This window comes from Streptomyces enissocaesilis, assembly GCF_039533765.1.
Classification (GTDB): Bacteria; Actinomycetota; Actinomycetes; order Streptomycetales; family Streptomycetaceae; genus Streptomyces; species Streptomyces enissocaesilis.
Window position 1 is genome coordinate 121127 of record NZ_BAAAUD010000018.1, and the last position, 21254, is coordinate 142380.

21 protein-coding genes are annotated in these 21254 nt (G+C 71.6%); 9 read left to right on the forward strand and 12 right to left on the reverse strand.

Translation table 11 applies throughout. The features are described from left to right. Positions 1-75 precede the first annotated feature (75 nt). Together ABD374_RS09050 and ABD374_RS09055 are read right to left on the reverse strand one after the other, a co-directional pair. Complete coding sequence (locus tag ABD374_RS09050; RefSeq protein WP_344493258.1) at positions 76-687, reverse strand: hypothetical protein; 612 nt, start codon at positions 685-687, stop codon at positions 76-78. Between the two features lie 154 nt (positions 688-841). Then, entirely contained in the window at positions 842-2095 is a 1254-nt protein-coding gene (locus tag ABD374_RS09055) for an exo-beta-N-acetylmuramidase NamZ family protein (protein ID WP_344493260.1), read from the reverse strand. 171 nt (positions 2096-2266) lie between these two features. Between ABD374_RS09055 and ABD374_RS09060 the strand changes: the two genes are divergently transcribed. From ABD374_RS09060 to ABD374_RS09070, 3 genes are read left to right on the forward strand one after another with little or no spacing between them, the layout of a single operon-like run. After that, the gene (locus tag ABD374_RS09060) at positions 2267-3031 is read left to right on the forward strand and encodes an SDR family oxidoreductase (protein WP_344493262.1); all 765 of its coding nucleotides are present in this window, start codon (positions 2267-2269) and stop codon (positions 3029-3031) included. Further along, a complete protein-coding gene (locus ABD374_RS09065; protein ID WP_344493264.1) occupies positions 3028-4764 on the forward strand; it encodes a class I adenylate-forming enzyme family protein in 1737 nt (578 codons plus the stop codon). The genes ABD374_RS09060 and ABD374_RS09065 overlap by 4 nt, the downstream gene beginning before the upstream one ends. Positions 4765-4813: 49 nt before the next feature. After that, positions 4814-5407 (forward strand): TetR/AcrR family transcriptional regulator, encoded by a 594-nt coding sequence (locus ABD374_RS09070; protein WP_344493266.1) that lies wholly within the window; start codon positions 4814-4816, stop codon positions 5405-5407. A gap of 181 nt (positions 5408-5588) precedes the next feature. Here ABD374_RS09070 and ABD374_RS09075 read toward each other — a convergent pair whose 3' ends face one another. From ABD374_RS09075 to ABD374_RS09105, 7 genes are all read right to left on the reverse strand, one after another. After that, positions 5589-6803, reverse strand: coding sequence for an acyl-CoA dehydrogenase family protein (locus tag ABD374_RS09075; RefSeq protein ID WP_344493268.1), 1215 nt, complete (start codon positions 6801-6803; stop codon positions 5589-5591). A 9-nt stretch (positions 6804-6812) separates the two neighbouring features. After that, a complete protein-coding gene (locus ABD374_RS09080) occupies positions 6813-7838 on the reverse strand; it encodes a phosphotransferase family protein (protein WP_344493443.1) in 1026 nt (341 codons plus the stop codon). 101 nt (positions 7839-7939) lie between these two features. Further along, a complete protein-coding gene (locus tag ABD374_RS09085; protein WP_344493270.1) occupies positions 7940-8851 on the reverse strand; it encodes an MBL fold metallo-hydrolase in 912 nt (303 codons plus the stop codon). 100 nt (positions 8852-8951) lie between these two features. Further along, on the reverse strand, positions 8952-9248 hold the full coding sequence (locus tag ABD374_RS09090; protein WP_344493272.1) for a hypothetical protein: 297 nt from the start codon (positions 9246-9248) through the stop codon (positions 8952-8954). 147 nt (positions 9249-9395) lie between these two features. Then, positions 9396-9722 carry a DUF202 domain-containing protein gene (locus ABD374_RS09095; protein ID WP_344493274.1) on the reverse strand — a complete coding sequence of 109 codons (327 nt, stop codon included), beginning with the start codon at positions 9720-9722 and terminating at the stop codon, positions 9396-9398. After that, positions 9719-10117, reverse strand: a complete 399-nt coding sequence (locus ABD374_RS09100) for a YidH family protein (RefSeq protein ID WP_344493276.1) — start codon at positions 10115-10117, stop codon at positions 9719-9721. Before ABD374_RS09100 ends, ABD374_RS09095 begins: the two co-directional genes overlap by 4 nt. A 10-nt stretch (positions 10118-10127) precedes the next feature. Beyond that, positions 10128-10712, reverse strand: coding sequence for an NUDIX domain-containing protein (locus tag ABD374_RS09105; protein ID WP_425577169.1), 585 nt, complete (start codon positions 10710-10712; stop codon positions 10128-10130). 112 nt (positions 10713-10824) lie between these two features. On the opposite strand from ABD374_RS09105, the gene ABD374_RS09110 reads away from it, so the two are divergent. Continuing rightward, on the forward strand, positions 10825-12480 hold the full coding sequence (locus ABD374_RS09110) for an FAD-binding dehydrogenase (RefSeq protein WP_344493279.1): 1656 nt from the start codon (positions 10825-10827) through the stop codon (positions 12478-12480). A gap of 129 nt (positions 12481-12609) precedes the next feature. Here the strand turns inward: ABD374_RS09110 and ABD374_RS09115 are convergent, their stop codons facing one another. After that, entirely contained in the window at positions 12610-13050 is a 441-nt protein-coding gene (locus ABD374_RS09115) for an ASCH domain-containing protein (protein ID WP_344493281.1), read from the reverse strand. 195 nt (positions 13051-13245) lie between these two features. Here ABD374_RS09115 and ABD374_RS09120 point away from each other — a divergent pair, with 195 nt between their 5' ends. Next, the gene (locus ABD374_RS09120; RefSeq protein WP_344493283.1) at positions 13246-14196 is read left to right on the forward strand and encodes a hypothetical protein; all 951 of its coding nucleotides are present in this window, start codon (positions 13246-13248) and stop codon (positions 14194-14196) included. Between the two features lie 56 nt (positions 14197-14252). Further along, complete coding sequence (locus ABD374_RS09125) at positions 14253-15806, forward strand: APC family permease (protein ID WP_344493285.1); 1554 nt, start codon at positions 14253-14255, stop codon at positions 15804-15806. Between the two features lie 216 nt (positions 15807-16022). Here the strand turns inward: ABD374_RS09125 and ABD374_RS09130 are convergent, their stop codons facing one another. Beyond that, positions 16023-17420, reverse strand: coding sequence for a GntP family permease (locus ABD374_RS09130; RefSeq protein ID WP_344493287.1), 1398 nt, complete (start codon positions 17418-17420; stop codon positions 16023-16025). A 33-nt stretch (positions 17421-17453) separates the two neighbouring features. Continuing rightward, positions 17454-17984, reverse strand: coding sequence for a gluconokinase (locus tag ABD374_RS09135; RefSeq protein ID WP_344493289.1), 531 nt, complete (start codon positions 17982-17984; stop codon positions 17454-17456). A 135-nt stretch (positions 17985-18119) separates the two neighbouring features. Here ABD374_RS09135 and ABD374_RS09140 point away from each other — a divergent pair, with 135 nt between their 5' ends. The 3 genes from ABD374_RS09140 (at position 18120) to ABD374_RS09150 (ending at position 21111) form a co-directional block, all read left to right on the forward strand. Then, positions 18120-18821: a FadR/GntR family transcriptional regulator gene (locus tag ABD374_RS09140; RefSeq protein WP_344493291.1), complete on the forward strand. Its 702-nt coding sequence runs from the start codon at positions 18120-18122 to the stop codon at positions 18819-18821. Positions 18822-18920: 99 nt separating this feature from the next. Next, a complete protein-coding gene (locus ABD374_RS09145; protein WP_344493293.1) occupies positions 18921-19658 on the forward strand; it encodes a FadR/GntR family transcriptional regulator in 738 nt (245 codons plus the stop codon). Next, the gene (locus tag ABD374_RS09150; protein WP_344493295.1) at positions 19651-21111 is read left to right on the forward strand and encodes an amino acid permease; all 1461 of its coding nucleotides are present in this window, start codon (positions 19651-19653) and stop codon (positions 21109-21111) included. The genes ABD374_RS09145 and ABD374_RS09150 overlap by 8 nt, the downstream gene beginning before the upstream one ends. Positions 21112-21254: the final 143 nt, after the last annotated feature.

Sequence of the window (21254 nt, forward strand, 5' to 3'; positions counted from 1 at the left end):
CTGTACGGGCCACACGGGGGCACAGGCGACGCGGAGGCACGGCGGCGTGACGAGCGGCGCCGCGCCCCCGCGCGCTCACGCCACCGACGCGAGTTCCCGTCGTCGTGCCCTCTTGGACTCCGCCAGGGCCTCGGGCGTCAGGACGGGCTGCGGCACCAGAATGCCGCAGCCCGTGCAGACCGGCCCGAACCACGGATCATGGGCCAGCCCCTGCTCCCACACGATCTCGCTCTCCGCGCACACCGGGCAGCCGGCCCCGGGCCCGCTCTCCAGGGCGGAGATCAGGCGGCGCAGTACGTCGCCGAGCGGCGCCACCGGATGGACCGAGGGATCGTCGCACCAGGCCACGCCGAACCCTCCCCAGGTACGGCGGTGCCAGTCGTCGAAGGAACCGGGCCGCCGCAGCCCGTCGTGCTTCTCGCGCTTGCGGCGCCGGGCGAACTCCACCTCGTACGCGAGCCAGACGGCCCGCGCCTCCTCCAACTCGTCGAGCGCGGCCACCAGCCGCGCCGGATCGGGTGCCCTGTCCTCCGGTTCGATCCTGTGCCGTGAGCACAGATGGTCCCAGGTCGCCCGGTGCCCGTAAGGGGCGAACCGTTCCAGGCATTTGCGCAGCGAATACCGCCGCAGTGCCAGATCGCACCGCGGGTCGCGCACCTGTCTCGCAAGACTGCGGAAACCGGCCATTGCCCTTGCCACCTCCGTCGCTGGTGCTTCGGCGTCACAGAGTGGACGTACGGGTGCCCCGATCGGCTCCATCGAAAATTGAATGGCCGTCATCAATGAGAAAAGAGTGGGGTACCGGCCCGGTTCGTCCCACATGGTGGGACCGGGTCGGCCGTCAGCGGTAGAGCAGGTACTCCCGGCGCATCGCGCCGAACGCCGCCAGCCCGGACCGCCAGGCGTCCACCACCTCGTCCGTCCCGGCACCCGCGTCGATCATCGTGCGGACCCGGGTGCCGCCCGTCAGCTTGTCGATCCAGTGGTCGGCCCGCCACGCGAAGCCGCTCCAGCTCTTCTTCGCCGTCACGAGCAGCGCGATGCCCGTGCGCACCGGGTCGTACGCCTCCCGGTCGTACACGTGCAGCTGTACGCCGCCCACGGTCTTCCCCTGGAACTTGGAGAACACCGGCGCGAAGTACGCCTCGCGGAAGTGCACGCCCTCCAGCCCGGCGGCGTTCGCGGCCCGGGCCCACTCGCGGCCGACACCCTCCGCGCCCAGCAGTTCGAAGGGCCGGGTCGTGCCCCGCCCCTCCGACAGGTTCGTGCCCTCGAAGAGACAGGTGCCGGAGTACACCAGCGCGGTGTCGGGCGTCGGCATGTTGGGGCTCGGCGGCACCCACGGCAGACCGGTCGCGTCGAAGAAGTCGCCGCGCCGCCAGCCCGTCATCCGCACCGTCTCCAGCGCCACGGGCCGCGTCAGGAACTCGCCGTTGAAGAGCCGCGCCAGCTCACAGACCGTCATCCCGTGCGCCTGCGCGATCGGTTCGCGCCCCACGAACGTCGCGAACGCCTTGTCGAGGACGGGCCCGAGCGCGGCGCGCCCCGACACCGGATTCGGCCGGTCGAGCACCACGAACCGCTTGCCCGCGAGCACGGCGGCCACCATGCAGTCGTACAGCGTCCAGATGTACGTGTAGAAACGCGCGCCCGCGTCCTGGATGTCGAACACGATCGTGTCCACGCCCGACGCCGTGAAGATGTCGGCGAGCGGCTGCCCGCTCTTCACGTACGTGTCGTACACGGGCAGCCCGGTCGCCGGATCGTCGTAGCGCCCCTCGGAGCCGCCCGCCTGCGCGGTGCCGCGGAAACCGTGCTCGGGTCCGAAGACGGCGGTGAGGTTCACCCGGTCGTCGGCGTGCATGACGTCCACGATGTGGCGCAGGTCCGAGGTGACGCCCGTCGGATTGGTGACGACGCCGACCTTCTGCCCCGCGAGGAGGGCGTACCCGTCGGCGGCCAGCCGGTCGAAGCCGGTACGCACCCGGAAGCGGCCGGGGCGGCCGGCGGCGGCCGAGGGGGCCGCGGCGGCGAGCGCTCCGGCGGCGCCCGCCGCTCCCGTGGCGGCCAGCAGTCCGCGTCTGGACAGGCTCATTCCCGTACCTCCGTGATCGGCGCCGTCTGTCATGGTCACGCACGCTAGCGCGCGTGGCGGTCCCGGGGAACGAGGCGGACACGGCGGGTTCGGGCCTCCGCACCCCTTCCGCCGGTCCATACCGACTGGTTAGTCTGCTGAGGTTGTCGGCAGGAGAGGCGGGCCTCAAGGATGAGCCAGTTCCAGGACGCGGGAGTCGTCGTCACCGGTGCGGGAGGCGGCATCGGAGCCGCGCTCGCGCGCAGATTCGCGGCCGGGGGCGCGCGCGTCGTCGTCAACGACCTCGACCCGCGGAAGACCGAGGCGATCGCCGACGAGACGGGCGCCACCGCCGTCGCGGGCGACGCCTCCGCGATCGTCGAAGAGGCCCGCGAGGCGCTCGGCGGCACGGTCGACGTGTACTGCGCCAACGCGGGCCTCGCCTCGCCCGGCGACGCCTTCGCCGACGAGGCCGTCTGGGCCGCGGCCTGGGACGTCAACGTGATGGCCCACGTCAGGGCGGCCAGGGCGCTGCTGCCCGACTGGCTGGAGCGCGGCAGCGGCCGGTTCGTGTCCACCGTCTCGGCGGCCGGCCTGCTGAGCATGGTCGGCGCGGCCCCGTACAGCGTCAGCAAGCACGGCGCGCTGGCGTTCGCCGAGTGGCTCTCGCTGACCTACCGCCACCGCGGGGTCAAGGTCCACGCGATCTGCCCGCAGGGCGTACGCACGGATATGCTGACCGCCGCGGGCTCGGCCGGCGCTCTGGTCCTCGCGCCCACCGCCGTCGAGCCGGAGGACGTCGCCGAGGCGCTCTTCGACGGCATCGCGGCCGACCGTTTCCTGATCCTGCCGCACCCCGAGGTCGCCGGGTACTACCAGGCACGCGCCGGGAGTCCCGACCGCTGGCTGACCGGCATGAACCACCTGCAGCAGAAGTGGGAAGAGGCCGGCCGATGAGCGGGACGACGGGCAAGCCGGGCAAGCCGGGTGAGTCGGACAAGACGAGCGGGTCGGACAGGACGGGCAGGGCGACGCGCGCGTCGATCTACGCGGCCAGGCCCTGGCTCGCCCAGCTCGGCGAGGCCCAGCGGACGCCCGTGGACCCGCCGGCCACCCTGCTGCACGCCTTCGCCGGAGCGGTGGAGCGCGCACCCGACCACCCCGCTCTCGCCTACTTCGACGGCCGGCTGACCTACCGCGAGACCGGCGCGCTCTCGGACTCCGTCGCGGGCCACCTGGCGGCCAAGGGCCTGCGGCGCGGCGACCGGGTCGCGGTCATGCTCCAGAACAGCCCGCACTTCGTCATCGCGCTCCTCGGCGCCTGGAAGGCCGGCGCCACCGTCGTGCCCCTGAACCCGATGTACAAGTCGGCCGAGGTCGCCCACGCGCTCCGGGACGCCGAGGCGACCGCGCTGATCTGCTCGGACCGCGCGTGGGAGGCGTACCTGCGCGACACCGCCGCGGACTCGCCCGTACGCATCGCCCTCACCGCCTGCGAGCTGGACCTCCAGACCAGGAACGACACCCGGGTCCTGAACTTCGAGCGGGTGGCGCCGCGGGCGTCCGACGCCGAGGACCTGGTGACCGTCGCCCGCCAGGGGCTCGCCGCCCCCGCCGACCGCGAACTCACCGCCGGTGACGTGGCGCTGATCAGCTACACCTCGGGCACCAGCGGCACCCCCAAGGGCGCCATGAACGCCCACGGCGGGATCATGTACAACGCCGAGCGCCAGCGCACCGGGCACCCGATAGCCGAGGGTTCGGCGTACTTCGCCCTGGCCCCGCTCTTCCACATCACCGGCATGGTCTGCGAACTGGCCACCTGCGTCGCCAACGCCGGCACCCTCGTCCTTGCCTACCGCTTCCACCCCGGCGTCGTCCTCGACGCGTTCACCGAGCACCGCCCCGCCTACACCGTCGGCCCCTCCACCGCCTTCATGGCGCTCGCCGCCACCCCGGGCGTCACCCGCGAGCACTTCGCCTCCTTCCAGGTGATCTCCTCGGGCGGGGCCCCGCTGCCGCCCGCCCTGGTGGAGAAGTTCCGGGCGGACTTCGGCCCGTACATCCGCAACGGCTACGGACTCACCGAGTGCACCGCGCCCTGCGCGTCCGTGCCGCCCGAGAAGGAGGCCCCGGTCGACCCGGTCTCCGGCACGCTCTCCGTCGGCGTGCCGGGTCCCGAGACCGTGGTGCGCATCGTCGACGAGAAGGGCGAGGACGTGCCCTTCGGCGAGCAGGGCGAGATCGCCGTCAGCGGCCCGCAGGTGGTCCCCGGCTACTGGCGCCGCCCGGAGGCGACCGCCGAGGCCATCCCCGGCGGGGAACTGCGCACCGGCGACATCGGCTTCATGGACGAGGGCGGCTGGCTCTACGTCGTCGACCGCAAGAAGGACATGATCAACGCCTCCGGCTTCAAGGTCTGGCCGCGCGAGGTCGAGGACGTGCTCTACACGCACCCGGCGGTGCGCGAGGCGGCCGTCGTCGGCGTCCCCGACGCGTACCGGGGGGAGAGCGTCAAGGCGTACGTCAGCCTGCGCCCCGGGGCCGAGGTGGCGCCGGCGGAGATCTCGGCGTACTGCGAGGAGCGGCTGGCCGCGTACAAGTACCCGCGCGCGGTGGAGATCCTGCCGGAGCTTCCCAAGACGACGAGTGGGAAGATCCTCAGGCGGGAACTGCGTTCCCGTTCCTGAACCCTCCACACTCTCCCCAGGTTGTCTCGACGAAAGGCAGGTGGCGGCAATGGCCAGGACGACGGGCGGGAGCGGCATCCCCGTCCCCCAGCGACTGCTGGCCGCCGCCACCCGCCTCTTCGCCGAGCGCGGCTACGACCGCACGTCGGTGCAGGAGATCGTCGAGGCGGCCGGTGTCACCAAGGGCGCGCTCTACCACTACTTCGGCTCCAAGGACGACCTGCTGCACGAGGTGTACGCCCGTGTCCTGCGCCTCCAGCAGGAGCGCCTCGACGCGTTCGCCGACGCCGAGGCGCCGGTGGAGCAGCGGCTGCGGGACGCGGCGGCGGACGTGGTGGTCACGACCATCGACAACCTGGACGACGCGTCGATCTTCTTCCGCTCCATGCACCACCTGAGCCCGGAGAAGGACAAGCAGGTACGGGCGGAACGGCGCCGCTACCACGAGCGGTTCCGCGCGCTGGTCGAAGAGGGCCAGAAGGCGGGTGTCTTCTCGACGGCGACCCCGGCCGACCTGGTGGTGGACTACCACTTCGGCTCGGTCCACCACCTGTCGACGTGGTACCGCCCGGACGGCCCGCTCACACCGCAGCAGGTGGCGGACCAGCTGGCGGACCTGCTGCTGAGGGCGCTGCGGCCGTAGGGGACGGCGCCGGGTCCGGGGGCGGGTGGCGCCGCGCGGGGCTTTCCCCGCCCAGCCCTTCCGGCGTTCGAGGAGCGGGGTCCGGGGCAGCACCCCGGCACGGGGAGGGGCGAGGTGGGGTGGGGCGGGGTGGGGAGCAGGCCCGCCGCAGGCGCACCCGTCCCCCGCCCCCCACTCCTCGCTAGACGTACTTCTTCAGCTCGCGCCGCGCCAGCGACCGCTGGTGCACCTCGTCCGGCCCGTCCGCCAGCTTCAGCGTCCGCGCCCCCGCCCACAGCTCCGCCAGCGGGAAGTCCTGGCTGACCCCGCCCGCGCCGTGCAGCTGCACCGCCCTGTCGATGATGTCGACGACCGCCCGCGGCGTGGCGATCTTGATCGCCTGGATCTCGGTGTGCGCCCCGCGGTTGCCCACCGTGTCCATCAGCCACGCCGTCTTGAGCACCAGCAGCCGCAGCTGCTCGACCGTCACCCGCGCGTCCGCGATCCAGTTGTGCACGACGCCCTGCTGGGCGAGCGGCTTGCCGAAGGCCGTGCGCTCCACCGCCCGGCGGCACATCAGCTCGATCGCCCGCTCCGCCATGCCGATCAGCCGCATGCAGTGGTGGATCCGCCCCGGGCCGAGGCGGGCCTGGGCGATGGCGAAGCCGCCGCCCTCCTCGCCGACGAGAGCGGACGCGGGCACGCGCGCCCCGTCGAAGACGACCTCGGCGTGGCCGCCGTGGGAGTGGTCCTCGTACCCGTACACCTGCATCGCGCGCCGGACCTCGACGCCCGGCGTGTCGCGCGGTACCAGGATCATCGACTGCTGACGGCGGACGTCCGCGCCGTCCGGGTCGGTCTTGCCCATCACGATGAAGACCTTGCAGTCCGGGTTCATCGCCCCGGAGATGTACCACTTGCGTCCCGTGACGACGTACTCGTCGCCATCGCGCTCGATCCGGGTCTCGATGTTCGTCGCGTCCGACGAGGCGACCTCCGGCTCGGTCATCGCGAACGCCGACCGGATCTCGCCCGCGAGCAGCGGCTTCAGCCACTGCTTCTTCTGCTCGTCCGAGGCGAACTGGGCGAGCAGCTCCATGTTCCCGGTGTCCGGAGCCGCGCAGTTGAGGGCCGTCGGCGCCAACTGGGGGCTGCGGCCGGTGATCTCCGCGAGCGGCGCGTACTGGAGGTTGGTCAGCCCGGCGCCGTACTCCGCATCGGGGAGGAAGAGGTTCCACAGGCCCTGCCGGCGCGCCTGTGCCTTGAGGTCCTCCACCACCCGCGGGGTGTCCCACGGCGAGGCGAGCCGCGCGCGCTGCTCGTGGGCGACGGCCTCGGCCGGGTACACGAACTCGTCCATGAAGACGAGGAGCCTGGCGCGGAGCTCTTCGGTCCGGGCGTCGTATGCGAAGTCCATGATGGTGCCTCAGCCTTCCTGGAGGGTGGTCAGACCGTGCTCGATGAAGACGGGCACGAGGTCGCCGATCCGGTCGAAGCCGGCGCCGACGGTCTGCCCGAGCGTGTAGCGGTAGTGGATGCCTTCGAGGATCACGGCGAGCTTGAACCAGGCGAACGCCGTGTACCAGGCGATGCCGGAGGTGTCCCGGCCGGACCCGGCGGCGTACCGCTCGACGATCTCGCGCGCCGACGGGTGGCCCGGGGCGCCGGACGTCGTGGAGACGGGGGAGTCGGGCAGGCCCAGCTCGGAGCTGTACATCACGAGCAGCCCGAGGTCGGTCAGCGGGTCGCCGAGCGTCGACATCTCCCAGTCGAGGACGGCGTTGATCCGGTCGCCCGGGCCGCCGATCAGGACGTTGTCGAGCCGGTAGTCGCCGTGCACGACCGTGGGCACGGGGGAGACGGGCAGGGAGCGGCCGAGTGCGGCGTGCAGCTCGTCGATGCCCGCCAGCTCGCGGTTGCGGGAGGCGTCGAGCTGCTTGCCCCAGCGGCGCAGCTGCCGGTCCAGGAAGCCCTCGGGGCGGCCGAAGTCGCCGAGGCCCACCGCCTCGGGGTCCACGGCGTGCAGGGCGACGAGGGTGTCGACGAGACCCAGTACGGCGGCGCGGGTGCGCTCGGCGCCCAGCGCGGTGAGCTCGTCGGCCGTACGGTACGGAACGCCCTCCACGAACTCCATGACGTAGAACGGCGACCCGAGGACCGTCTCGTCCTCGCACAGCAGCACCGGCGCGGGCACCGGCACATCCGTCGGATGGAGGGCGCTGATCACCCGGAACTCGCGCTTCATGTCGTGCGCGGTCGCCAGCACGTGGCCGAGCGGCGGCCGCCGCACCACCCACCGGGACGTGCCGTCCGTGACGGCGTACGTCAGGTTCGATCGGCCCCCCTCGATGAGCCGGGCGCCGAGCGGTCCGCGCACCAGCCCCGGCCGCTCGCGGTCGAGGTGACCGCGCAGCCGATCGGGATCGAGACCTGGCGGGTGGACTGCGCTCACTGCGCTCATGGGGGCACCTCCGGGGGCGAACAATCGTCGCGCCTCATCATGCCGACCAGTCGGTATGCCGTCCAGTGTGCCGACGTGCCCCGAGACGGGGATCACGCGTGGCAGGCGACCGGTTTCCCGCCGTTCATGACCGCCATGTCACCGAAGACGAGCACCGGATCGAGTGGCGAGCCCTCCGGCAGACCGTCCAGTTCGGCGTACGCGCGGTGCAGATTGGCGACGAGCCGCTCGCTCTCGCGCAGCTCGGCGAAGTCCCCGAGGTCGGCCTCCCGCGCGGTCTCCAGCGGTGTACGCCCCTCGGCGTGCCCGGCCTCGGCGAGCTCGGCGACGTACCGCAGGTAGCGCTCGGTCGCGTCGTAGGCCGACGGGTCGGTGACGGGACCGTGGCCGGGCACGACGGTGTCGGCGCCGAGCGAGCGGAGCAGGTCGAGCGCGCGCAGGGAACCGCTGAGCGACCCCATGGGGAGGAAGGGCGTGCCGCCCTGGAAGACCAGGTCGCCGGTGAAGACGATCCCGTACTCCGGCAGGTGGACGACCGAGTCGCCGGTGGTGTGCGCGACGCCCGGGTGGAGGATCCGCACCTCGGTGCGGCCCGCGTGGACGGTGAGCCGCTCGCTGTAGGTGAGGGCGGGGGCGGTGACGGTGATGTCGCCGAAGTCGTTGTGCGGCCACACCAGGTGCAGCTGGAGCCCGGCGGCCAGGACCTCGGCGCGGCAGGCGTCGTGCCCGACGACGGTGGCCTCGGGCAGGAAGACGCTGTTGCCGTAGGTGTGGTCGCCGTGGTGGTGGGTGTTGACGACGGTGCGGGGGAGTGGCGCGCCGGTCGCGAGGAGCGCTTCGCGCAGGGCGTGCGCGCGGCGTTCGGTGGCGGCGGTGTCGACGAGGAGGGTCGAAGCGCCGTCGCTGACGAATCCGGCGTTGTTCAGGCACCATCCGCCGTCCGGCTGGACGTAGGCGTGCACGTGGGGCGCGAGCCGGACGGTGTACGGGTCGGTGGCGGGCAATGGGGTTCCCCCCGGTCGGTGGCCGAACTGGTCGGACCGAGCCTGCCAGTCGACGGCCGTCCGGGGGAAGGGAGGCCGGGGCCGGAACGGAATCCTGTGATCAGTGATCGTCCCAATGGCCGTCGTGAGCGGCGTGGCGGTGGCCGTCGTGGACGTAGTCGAGGTGGTCGCCGTGGGTGACGGCGCTGTGCCCGCAGTCCTGTCCGTGCTGATGCGTGTGACTGCCGTGCGTGATGTGATCCGCGGACTCGCACTCGTCCCAGTGCCCGGAGTGTTCCCGGTGCATGTGCCCGTCGTGCGCGTAGTCGGTGTGGTCGCCGTGCGGCACCGCGGCGTGCCCGCAGTCCTGACCGTGCGCGTGCCCGTGGGTGGCGTGCTCCTGGTGGAGGGGGGTCATCGCATTCACCTCTGGTGCGGTTCCGGATGCTTTGCGGTACTTCAAGGCTAGTCCCGAACACCCTTTTCGTCCGGACCCGTCTCCGGTTCCGTCTCCGGTTCCGGCTCCGGGGCCGGGGCCGGGTCCGATTCCGGGTCCGATTCCGGGTCAGACCACGATCGCCACGGCGAACCCGGCGAGGGCGATCGTGCAGGCCGCCGCCGTCAGCGCGGCGCCCACCGGCATCGGGGCCGGCCGGGCCGTGCCGCCGACGGCCTGGATGCGGCGGTGGGCGACCCCCAGGAACCCCAGCCAGACGAGCACGCAGAGCGCCGCGGCGATCACCGGGGCCACGCCGGCCCCGTCCTGGACCGCCTGCTTCGCCGCGAGCACGGCCACCACCGTGCAGGACAGTGTGGTCCTGCGCCAGGCCAGCCGGGTCCGCTCCGGCTGAAGACCGGGGTCCCTGGCCGGGACGGGAGTGGTGGCGGTCAACGGCTGCCCCCCCGGCCGAAGAGGACGACCACCACCATGGCGACCGCGACGACGGCGACCACGAGACCCAGCAGCGTCGGAAAGCGGGTGACGGGAAGGTCCTCGCCGCGCCGCATGGCCCGCTCGCAGCGCACCCAGTGGTTGACCGCCCGCAGCGCGCACAGCACCCCGGCCGCCAGCAGCCCGAGCGCCATGCCGGCCCGGACCCCCCAGGCCAGGTCCGGCAGGAACTGGTCGACCGCGAACCCGCCGCCGATGAGAGCCAGCGCGGTACGGATCCAGGCGAGGAAGGTGCGCTCGTTGGCCAGCGAGAAGCGGTAGTCGGGGGTCTCGCCCTCTTCCCTGATGCGCTGCGGCGCGAACCACAGCCGCAGACTCCGCGCAGACTCGATCACCCACCGCACCCTACCGGCCGGATTCGGTCGAACCGCCTTCGAAGGCGCGCAGCCGTTCCCACGCCGCCAGGCCGTCCGGCACCCACTCCCGCCCCGGACCGGAGAGCCGCCGTTCCAGCTCCGCCCGGGTCAGGAAGCCGTACCACGCGACTTCCTCCGGCTGCGGATCCACCGGCAGGTCGCAGCGCACCTCGTAGACGTACGACCACCAGGTCCGCGTGGCGTCGTCGCTCTCGTACAGGAACTTGAACAGCGGGACGGGGGCGGGCAGCCCCGAGACGCCCAGCTCCTCCTCCGCCTCCCGCAGCGCCGCCTCGTCGTACGACTCGCCCGCGCCGACGACCCCGCCCACGAACATGTCGTACATCGAGGGGAAGACCAGCTTCACCGGCGTCCTGCGGTGCACGAAGTACCGGCCCCCGCCGTCCCGCGCCAGGACGAAGACGCAGCGGTGGCGCAGACCGCGCGCGTACGCCTCACCGCGCGGGGCCTGCCCGGTCACCTCGTCGTTCTCGTCGACGATGTCCAGGATTTCGTCAGCGGGATTCACCGGATGCCCGGGGCCCTCGGGACGCGCAGGATTCATACGGGCCATCCAATCCCACCCCCGTGGACCTGTTGACGCTCCGCTCGCCGCTGCCGAAGATCTGACGCACGAGTAACTTCGCGCTCGGATCGTTCCACTCGCCCCGGCAAGGACGGAAACCATGGCGTACGACGCTGATGTGATCGTGATCGGGGCGGGCCTCGCCGGCCTGGCGGCCACCGCGGAGCTCGTCGACGCGGGCCGCAAGGTGATCCTGCTCGACCAGGAACCCGAGCAGTCCCTCGGCGGCCAGGCGCACTGGTCCTTCGGCGGGCTCTTCTTCGTCGACTCGCCGGAGCAGCGCCGCATGCGCATCAGGGACAGCCGCGAGCTGGCCCTCCAGGACTGGCGCGGCACGGCCGGCTTCGACCGGGAGGAGGACCACTGGCCGCGCGAGTGGGCCGCGGCGTACGTCGACTTCGCCGCCGGTGAGAAGAGGGCCTGGCTGCACGGGCAGGGCGTGCGCTTCTTCCCGGTCGTCGGCTGGGCCGAGCGCGGCGGCTACGACGCCACCGGGCACGGCAACTCCGTACCCCGCTTCCACATCACCTGGGGCACGGGCCCCGGCCTCGTCGCCCCCTTCGAGCGCCGTGTGCGCGACGGGGTGGCGCGCGGTCTGGTCCGGCTGGGGTTCCGCCACCGCGTCACCGGCCTCGCCCGCAGCGCCGGGTCGGTGGACACCGTCACCGGGGAGATCCTGGAGCCCTCGACCGCCGTGCGCGGCGCCGCCAGCAGCCGGAAGACGGCCGGGTCCTTCGAACTCAGGGCCCAGGCGGTGATCGTCACCTCGGGCGGCATCGGCGGCAACCACGATCTCGTACGCGCCAACTGGCCGCGACGGCTCGGCACGCCGCCCGCCTCGATGCTCTCCGGCGTACCCGCGCACGTCGACGGCCTGATGCTCGGCGTCACGGAGGCGGCCGGCGGCCGCGTGATCAACCGCGACCGGATGTGGCACTACACGGAGGGCATCCAGAACTGGAACCCGATCTGGGCCAAGCACGGCATCCGCATCCTCCCCGGCCCCTCGTCCCTCTGGTTCGACGCCCTCGGCAGGCGGCTGCCCGTACCCCTCTTCCCCGGCTTCGACACCCTGGGCACGCTCGACCACATCATGAAGACGGGGTACGACCACACCTGGTTCGTCCTCGACCAGAAGATCATCGGCAAGGAGTTCGCGCTCTCGGGGTCCGAGCAGAACCCGGACCTGACGGGGAAGTCCGTCCGTGACGTCATCGGCCGCGCGCGGGCCGATGTCCCCGGCCCCGTCAAGGCGTTCATGGACAAGGGCGCGGACTTCGTCGTCGAGAAGGACCTGGCCTCACTGGTGCGCGGCATGAACGCGCTCACCGAGGAACCGCTGATCGACGAGGCCGCGCTGCGCCGCGAAATCACCGCCCGCGACCGGGAGATCACCAACACCTTCACCAAGGACCTCCAGGTGACGGCGATCCGCGGCGCCCGCAACTACCTGGGCGACAAGCTCATCCGTACGGCCCCGCCGCACCGCATCCTCGACCCGAAGGCGGGCCCGCTCATCGCCGTACGCCTGCACATCCTCACCCGCAAGTCGCTCGGCGGCCTGGAGACCGACCTGTCCTCGCGAGTGCTCACGGAGGGAGGCGACGCACTGCCCGGCGTGTACGCGGCGGGCGAGGCGGCGGGGTTCGGCGGAGGCGGCGTGCACGGCTACCGCTCCCTGGAGGGCACCTTCCTGGGCGGCTGCCTCTTCTCCGGCCGCACGGCGGGCCGCGCGGCGGCGAAGGCGGTGGCGTAGGCGGTGGCATGGGCGGCGACGAAGCCGATGGCGGTGGCGTAGGAGCGTGGTGCGGGCGGTGGCGTCGGCGGAGCAGGAGGGTGGTGCGGGCGGTGGGGCAGGCGCACCGCCCATGCCGACGCGCACCGCCTACGCCGACGCCACCCCGTCCAGCCGCTCCACGACCCGGAAGCGCTCGGCGACGACCACCGTCGTGTCGTCGACCGTGAACTCCGGGTCGCCCAGCGCCTCCCGCATCTCCTCGCTGTGCCAGAACCTCTCGTGCCCCGCACGCCAGGCGGCGACCGACGTGTACCCCTCGCCCTCGTCCAGCGCGTGCTGGAGGTCCACGTCGCCGAGCGCCAGTACCCGCACCTCGGTCAGCTCGACCACCGCGACCTCGCGGCCGTCCGAGTCGATCACCACGGAACGCTCACCGACCGGCGGCAGCTCCTCCTTCTCCACCTCGTACTCGGCGAGCAGACCGGTCGTCGACACTTTCTCGCCGGCCAGCACGGCGGCGACCAGCCGGTCGCGCAGCGGCCCGGGAAAGGCGAACAGGCACGGCGGCAGCGATGAGCGTTCAGGCATGGGCCAAGCCTAGGGCTTGCGGGAAGCGGGAAGCGGGAAGCGGGAAGCGGGAAGCGGGAAGCGGGAGGTCGGAGCGTTTTCAACTACCGCGCCGCAGATCAAAGTTGGTTTAGACCGGCCTTGACGTGAAGCATCCCCTACCGGTTTGCTGTGCGTGATCAGACGCTCGCACACTGCGCCGTGGAGGACTTGCGGATGCCCCCACTTCCGCCACCCCTCGGCCGCTCGCGCCGCCGTACCGACCGCTCCTTCGACCCCGCCCTCGACGACATCGCACTCGTCGAGGTGCGCGCCCAGTTGATCCAGGGCCGCTGGACCAGGGCCCGTTCCCTGATCGCCGAGACCGGTGACGACTGGGACCGCCGGGGCCACCGCCTCGTCGTACTCGCCCAGGCCGCAGGCGCCGCCGCCTGGGCCGGGGACTGGCTGCTCGCCGAGCCCGAGAGCGCCGACGCCGTCACCCTCGTCGCCTGCGCCGCCGTCCTCGGCGCGCTGCGCGGCAAGGAGCCCGAGGTCCTGGCGCGCGAGGCGTGCCGCCGCGCCGCCGAACGCGCGCCCGCCGACCCGACCCCCTGGCTCGCCCTGCTGCTCCTGGCCCGCTCCCTCGGTACGGAGGAAGAGGTCACCCAGCTCTTCGACCAGGTACGGCTGCGCCACCCCGAGCACCACCACGCCCACCACCTGATGGCGGCCCGCCTCGCCGAACGCAGGCCGGACACCGGCAGTGACCCGCTCCACGAGGTGTACGACTTCGCCGCCTGGGCCGCCGAACAGGCCCCGGCCGACTCCCCGCTCGCCGTACTCCCCGTGGTCGCCCACGCCGAGCGCTACCGTGCCCTCGCCGCCACGGGCCGGGAGTCGACGGACCCCGAGGCGTCCGGCCACTGGACCGGCCGCCGCGCCCGCCAGGTGATGAAGGCGGCGTTCGACTGGTGGCTGGAGTGGGAGCACGAGGGCCACCCGCGCCGCCTCGTCGACCTCAACTTCCTGGCCCACGCCAAGCTCTGCGAGGGCAGGCCCGCCGAGGCGGCCGCCTTGCTGGGCCGCATCGGCCCGCACGCCACCGAAGCCCCGTGGTCGTACCCCGGCCGGGACCCGCAGCAGGCTTTCCGGGCCGCGCGCAGTGCCGCGCTCGGTACCGCATGACCGCGCACCGCATGACTCCGCACGACACGACACCGAAGCGAAGGGACAACCCCGCTATGCCGAGGGGCAGTTCGAGCACGAGTGAGAAGAGCAGAAGCGCCGGCGCGAGCGGCGAGATCCGCACGTACAAGGGGCAGGAACGCGCGCTGCGGGCCGACCGCCTCGGTACGACGGGCCTCCTGCTGTCCGTGCTGGCCGCGAGCGCCCCGCTCATGGTCGTCGCGGGTGTCATGCCCACCACATACGGCGTGATGGGCATCGTCGGACAGCCCCTCCTCTTCGTCATCCTCGGCGTGGTCCTGATGCTGTTCAGCGTCGGATACGCCGAGATGAGCCGCCACGTGCACAACGCCGGCGCCTTCTACGCCTACATAGCCCGCGGCCTCGGCCCGACCGCCGGCGCCGGAGCCTCCCTGGTCGCCCTCGTCGCGTACAGCGCCATGCAGGTCGGCATCTACGGCATCCTCGGCTTCGAGATCTCCGGGATCTTCGCCACCTACCTGGACATCACCCTCGCCTGGTGGATTCCCGCGCTCCTCGCCGTGCTGGTCGTCGGCGCGCTCGGCTGGCTCAAGATCGACCTCAACGCCAAGGTGCTCGGCGTCCTGCTGGTCGTCGAGTGCGCGCTCGTCGTGATCTTCGACGTGGCCGCCGTCGCCGACCCGGCCAAGGAGGGCCTGTCCCTCCAGGCGTTCCACCCCGAGACCCTGACCGGAGCCGGACTCGGTACCGCGCTCTGCTTCTGCATCGCCGCCTTCGTCGGCTTCGAGCAGGCCCCGGTGTACGCCGAGGAGACCAGCCGCCCGCAGATCGTCGTCTCCCGCGTGATGTTCCTCGCCGTCGGCTACGCCGCGCTCTTCCTGGCCCTCAGCGCCTGGGCCCTCAGCGTCGCCGCCGGTCCCGGCCGGATCGTCGAGGTCGCCGGAGAGCAGGGGCCCGGCCTTCTCTTCACCCTCACCGAGAGCAGGCTCGGCTCCACCTTCACCGACGTGCTCCACATCCTCTTCGTGACCGGCATGTTCGCGGCGCTGCTCAGCTTCCACAACGTCGTCGCGCGGTACGCCTTCGCGATGGGCCGCGAAGGACTGCTGCCCGCCTCCTTCGGCCGTACAAACAAGACGAGCGGGGCGCCCGCCGCCGGCTCGCTGCTCCAGTCCGGCGTGTCCGCGGCCGTCGTCCTCGCCTTCGCGCTCACCGACGACACACCGGCCGGCGACCCGACCGTGCCGGTGCTGCACCTGTTCACCTGGATGGGCAACGTCGGCGCGCTCGGCGTCATCGCGCTGATGGCCGCCGCGTCGCTCGCGGTCATCGCCTTCTTCGTACGCCGCGGGGCCGGCCGGGCGCAGGCGGGGCGTCTGGTGGCCTCCGGCATCGCCGGGGCGGCCCTGCTGGTCATCGCGTTCTACACGGTCAAGGACTTCGACGTACTCGTGGGCGCGGGCCCGGGCTCCGCACTGAGCTGGGTCCTGCCGGGCGTCATCGGCGCCGCACTCGTCGCGGGCCTGGTGTACGGCGCCGTACTGCGCCGCGCGAAGCCCGAGGTGCACGCCCGGATCGGCCTGGGCAACGAGGCGTTCCAGCTGGAGAAGCAGGCCACCGAAGCCTGACGGCACCCGGGACGAGCCGGACGCGAGCCGGGCGGAGGTCCGACGGACACCCGTGGTCCCTGTCGCCGGACACGTGGGGACGGCCCTGACGCGCCCACAGTCCCGGCGCTTCGTGCGCACCGGGACTGTGGACCGCCAGTGGACGGAACGGGAACACCCGCTGCGGGCAGCGGAACATCAGGCTCCGCACCACCGGCGCCTACAGGCCACCGGCGTCTACAGGACGAGTGACAACAGCAGCACGAAGACCAGCGAGACCACCGAGATGATCGTCTCCATCACCGACCAGGTCTTGACGGTCTGGCCGACGTCCATGCCGAAGTACTCCTTCACCAGCCAGAACCCGGCGTCGTTGACGTGGCTGAAGAAGAGCGAGCCCGCCCCCACCGCGAGCACCAGCAGCGCCGCGTGCGCCGTCGACATGTCGGCCGCGAGCGGGGCGACGAGACCGGCCGCCGAGATGGTGGCCACGGTCGCCGAGCCCGTCGCGAGCCGGATGGCGACGGCGATCAGCCAGGCCAGCAGCAGCGTCGGGATCGCCCAGTCCTCGGAGAAGTCCAGGATCATCTGGCCGACGCCCACGTCGATGAGCGTCTGCTTGAAACCGCCGCCCGCGCCGACGATCATCAGCACGCCCGCGATCGGGGCGAGCGACTTCTCGACGGTCGAGGAGAGGCGGTCCTTGGTGAAGCCGGCGGCGCGGCCCAGCGTGAAGAGTCCCACCAGTACGGCGGCGAGCAGCGCGATCAGGGGCGAGCCGATGACGTCCGTGACCCGCTGGACGACGTTCTCGGGATCGTTGACCACGATGTCCACGAGCGCCTTGGCCAGCATCAGAACGACCGGCAGCATCACCGTGGCGACGGTCGCGCCGAAGCCGGGACGGCGCTCCAGGTCCTCGGACGGACGCTGGAGAACCATCTTCTCGGGCACCGGTACGTCCACCCAGCGGGCGGCGTACTTCGAGAAGAGCGGACCCGCGATGATCACGGTCGGGATCGCGACGACCACACCGAGCGCCAGCGTGACGCCCAGGTTGGCGCCGATCGCGTCGATCGCGACCAGCGGGCCGGGGTGCGGCGGAATCAGCCCGTGCATCACGGAGAGACCGGCCAGCGCCGGGATGCCGATCCGCATCAGCGAGTAGTTGCCGCGCTGGGCGACCAGCAGCACCACCGGGATCAGCAGCACGATGCCGACCTCGAAGAAGAGCGGCAGACCGATGATGCTCGCGATCAGCACCATCGCCCAGGGCATCGCCCGGCCGCTCGCCTTCGCGAGGATCGTGTCGACGATCTGGTCCGCGCCGCCGGAGTCGGCGAGCAGCTTGCCGAGGATCGCGCCGAGCGCGATCAGCACGCCGACGCCCGCGACGGTGTTGCCGAGGCCGGTCGAGAAGCTGGAGATGGCCTTGTCGAGAGGGGCGCCCGAGAACGCCCCGAGCGCCAGCGACCCGATGGTCAGCGCCAGGAAGGCGTGGAGCTTGAACTTCGTGATGAGCAGGACGATGACGGCGATGCCCGCGAGGACTGCTATCCCCAACTGGCCGTTGCCCGCCGAGGTGATCGGCTCGACGACGTCCGCTGCCAGCGTCTCGACGCTGAGACTGGTCACGGTCTTCTTCTTTCTGAAGTTCTTCCTGAAGTCTTACTGGCCGCTGTCGAGCCGGCCGCTGTCGAGCCGGCGCAGGGCCGCGACGGCTCGCCCGGTGATGTCCCCGGGGGTGCCGGAGACGTCCACGGACACGCCCGCCTCGTCCTCCTGGAGCGGCTGCAGGGTGGCGTACTGCGAATCGAGCAGCGCGGTGGGCATGAAGTGGCCCCTGCGCTCGCGCATCCGCTCCTCGATCAGCTCCCGGTCGCCCGTGAGGTGCAGGAACACGGCGCCGGGGGCGGCCGCCCGCAGCCGGTCGCGGTAGGACCGCTTGAGCGCGGAGCTGCTCACGACGCCGCCGAGCCCGGCCCTGCCGTGCGCCCACCGGCCGATCGAGTCGAGCCAGGGCCACCGGTCCGCGTCGTCCAGCGGGGTGCCGGCGGACATCTTGGCGATGTTGGCCGGGGGGTGGAAGTCGTCACCCTCGGCGTACGGGACGCCGAGCCGTTCGGCGAGCAGGGGACCGATGGTGGTCTTGCCGGTCCCTGCCACGCCCATCACCACGACGACGTGGGGGCTGTTCATGAGTGGAGTGCCTCGCTGTCTTCTTCGACATCGGTCCGTCGCGCTACTGAAACCTATTAGGTACGACGTATTCAAGAGGCTGTGACATAAACGTCGTACTTTTTGTTCCCGAAGGGCGCCCCGTACGCTGACCCCATGACCAACCAGGCCCGGGGGCTGCACGCCCAGCTGCTGGAAAGCCTCGGTCCCGCGATCACCGCCGGTGAGTACCCGCCCGGCAGCGTGCTGCGTACGGACGAGCTCGCCCAGCGCTTCGACGTCTCGCGCACGGTGATCCGCGAGGCGGTCCGGGTCCTGGAGTCGATGCACCTCGTGGAGTCCCGGCGCCGGGTGGGCGTGACCGTGCGCCCCGCCGAGGAGTGGAACGTCTACGACCCGCAGGTCATCCGGTGGCGGCTGGCCGGCGCCGACCGCCCCCGCCAGCTGCGCTCCCTGACCGTCCTGCGCTCCGCCGTGGAGCCGGTGGCCGCCGGACTCGCCGCGCGGTTCGCGACCCCCGGGCAGTGCGCGGAGCTCACCGAACGCGCGCTCGGCATGGTCGCCACCTCGCGCGGCCGGCAGCTCGACGCGTACCTCGTGCACGACATCGCCTTCCACCGCGCGGTACTGCGTGCATCAGGCAATGAAATGTTCGCCCGGCTCGGCGACGTGGTGGCGGAGGTCCTCAGCGGGCGCACCAGGCATCAGGTGATGTTCGAGGACCCGGACCCCGCGGCCGTCACGCTGCACGTCCAAGTCGCCGAAGCCGTAAGGGAAGGCGACGCGGTACGGGCCGAGCGGCTCACCCGCGAGATCACCGTCGGCGCCCTCCAGGAGCTCGATGTCCTCGCCCCGTGATACGTCCTCAATGTCCGCCCCATTATCCTTTTTTTCGCTTTAAATCAACTCTTCGGTCACTCTTGACGCTTGCGTGTTCGACCTCCGAGCATTCTCCGCATGGTCTTGTCAGACAGCCGGACAGGTGGCGGCGCACCCCGGCGCATCAGCGCGATGGAAGCCGTCCTCACCCACCTCCGGGACGCGATAGAGCGGGGAGAGCTCGCCGTCGGCGAGAAACTCCCCACGGAGGCGGAGCTCGGCAAGGGCTTCGGGGTCAGCCGCTCCGTCGTGCGGGAGGCCCTGCGCGCCCTCCAGGCGCTCGGTCTCACGGTGTCCCGGGCTGGCAAGGGCACGTACGTCGCGGCGAACGGGCCCGACCAGAATCCGGTCTTCGGCGCGTACTCCTCGCGCGACCTGCTCGAAGTGCGGCGGCACGTCGAGATCCCCGTCGCGGGTTACGCTGCTCTTCGGCGGACGCGGGACGATGTCGACCTGCTGACGCATCTGATCGGGAAGATGGAGCAGGAGTCCGATCCCGCCGCGTGGGTGACGCTGGACACGCTCTTCCACACCCGTGTCGCACAGGCTTCGGGCAACCCTGTCTTCCGCAAGATCATCGAGGAGATCAGGGACGCCCTTGCCCGGCAGTCCACCTTCCTGAACCAGCTCGGGGACCGGCGACGCCAGTCGGACCTCGAACACCGGGCCCTCGTGGACGCCATCGTCCGCGGCTCCGAGGGGGCGGCCGTACAGGCGATGGCCGCCCACCTCGAACACGTCGAGTCCACTCTTCACGCGATCGTGCGGCCCGGTGCCGCACTCCCCCCAAATGAAGGCGAAGAAATTCATGAGTGACCGCACTCTGTCTGCGGCCCCGGCCGGTCCCGCCGACCCCGTGTCGACATCCCCACATGTCGACGCCGGTGACGAGGGTTACAGCAAGGACCTCAAGTCCCGCCACATCAACATGATCGCCATCGGCGGAGCGATAGGCACCGGCCTGTTCCTGGGCGCGGGCGGGCGGTTGGCGGGCGCGGGCCCGTCCCTGGCCATCGCCTACGCGGTCTGCGGCGTCTTCGCCTTCTTCGTCGTCCGCGCCCTGGGCGAACTGGTCCTCTACCGCCCCTCCTCCGGCGCCTTCGTCTCGTACGCCCGTGAGTTCATGGGGGAGAAGGGCGCCTTCGCGGCGGGCTGGCTGTACTTCCTCAACTGGTCGACCACCGCTGTGGCCGACATCACGGCCGCCGCGACCTACGCCCACTTCTGGGCCATGTTCAGCGACGTACCCCAGTGGATCCTCGCCCTGATTGCCCTCGCCGTCGTCCTCACCGCGAACCTGATCTCGGTGAAGTACTTCGGCGAGATGGAGTTCTGGTTCGCGATCGTCAAGGTCGCCGCCCTGGTGGTCTTCATGGCCATCGGCATCTACCTCGTCGTCACCCAGCACCAGCTCGACGGCCACACCCCGGGCTTCTCCACCGTCAGCGACGGCGGCGGACTGTTCCCGGTCGGCATGCTGCCGATGCTCCTGGTCATCCAGGGCGTCGTCTTCGCGTACGCCTCGGTCGAACTGTGCGGCGTCGCCGCGGGCGAGACCAAGAACCCCGAGAAGATCATGCCGAAGGCGATCAACTCGATCATGTGGCGCGTCGGCATCTTCTACGTCGGATCCGTCGTCCTGCTCGCGCTGCTGCTCCCGTACACGGCGTACTCCGGCGACGAGAGCCCCTTCGTCACCGTCATGAACAAGCTCGGCGTCGCAGGCGCCGCCGACGTCATGAACCTCGTCGTGCTGACGGCGGCCCTCTCCAGCCTGAACTCCGGCCTGTACTCCACCGGCCGCATCCTGCGCTCCATGGCGCTGGCGGGCTCCGCGCCGAAGTTCACGGGCCGCATGAACAAGGGCCAGGTCCCGTACGGCGGCATCCTGCTCACCGCCGGCTTCGGCGTCCTCGGCGTCGGCCTCAACTACGTCATGCCCGGCGAGGCCTTCGAGATCGTCCTCAACTTCGCGTCGATCGGCATCCTCGGCACCTGGGGCATGATCATGCTGTGCTCGCTGCTCTTCTGGCGCCGCGCCCAGGAAGGCAGGGTCACCCGCCCCTCCTACCGGCTGCCCTGGGCCCCGTACACGCAGATCGTCACGCTGGCCTTCCTCGCCAGCGTCGTCGTCCTGATGTGGTGGGGCGGCGGCATCGGCCGTACGACCGTGATGTGCCTTCCGCTGATCGCGGCGGCCCTGGTCGGCGGCTGGTTCGTGGTCCGCAAGCGGGTCGACACGATCGCGGCGGAGCGCAAGAGCCTCTAGGACGTGCCTGCGCGGGCGTGCCCGCGATCACCGGACGGGTTGAAGTCGGGCGACTTCAGCCCGTCCGGCGTTCACGGACCGGGGCCCGGGGCGGAGCCCCGGCGGTGGGAACGGCCGGGGCGGTGGGAAGGAACCGCCCCCAG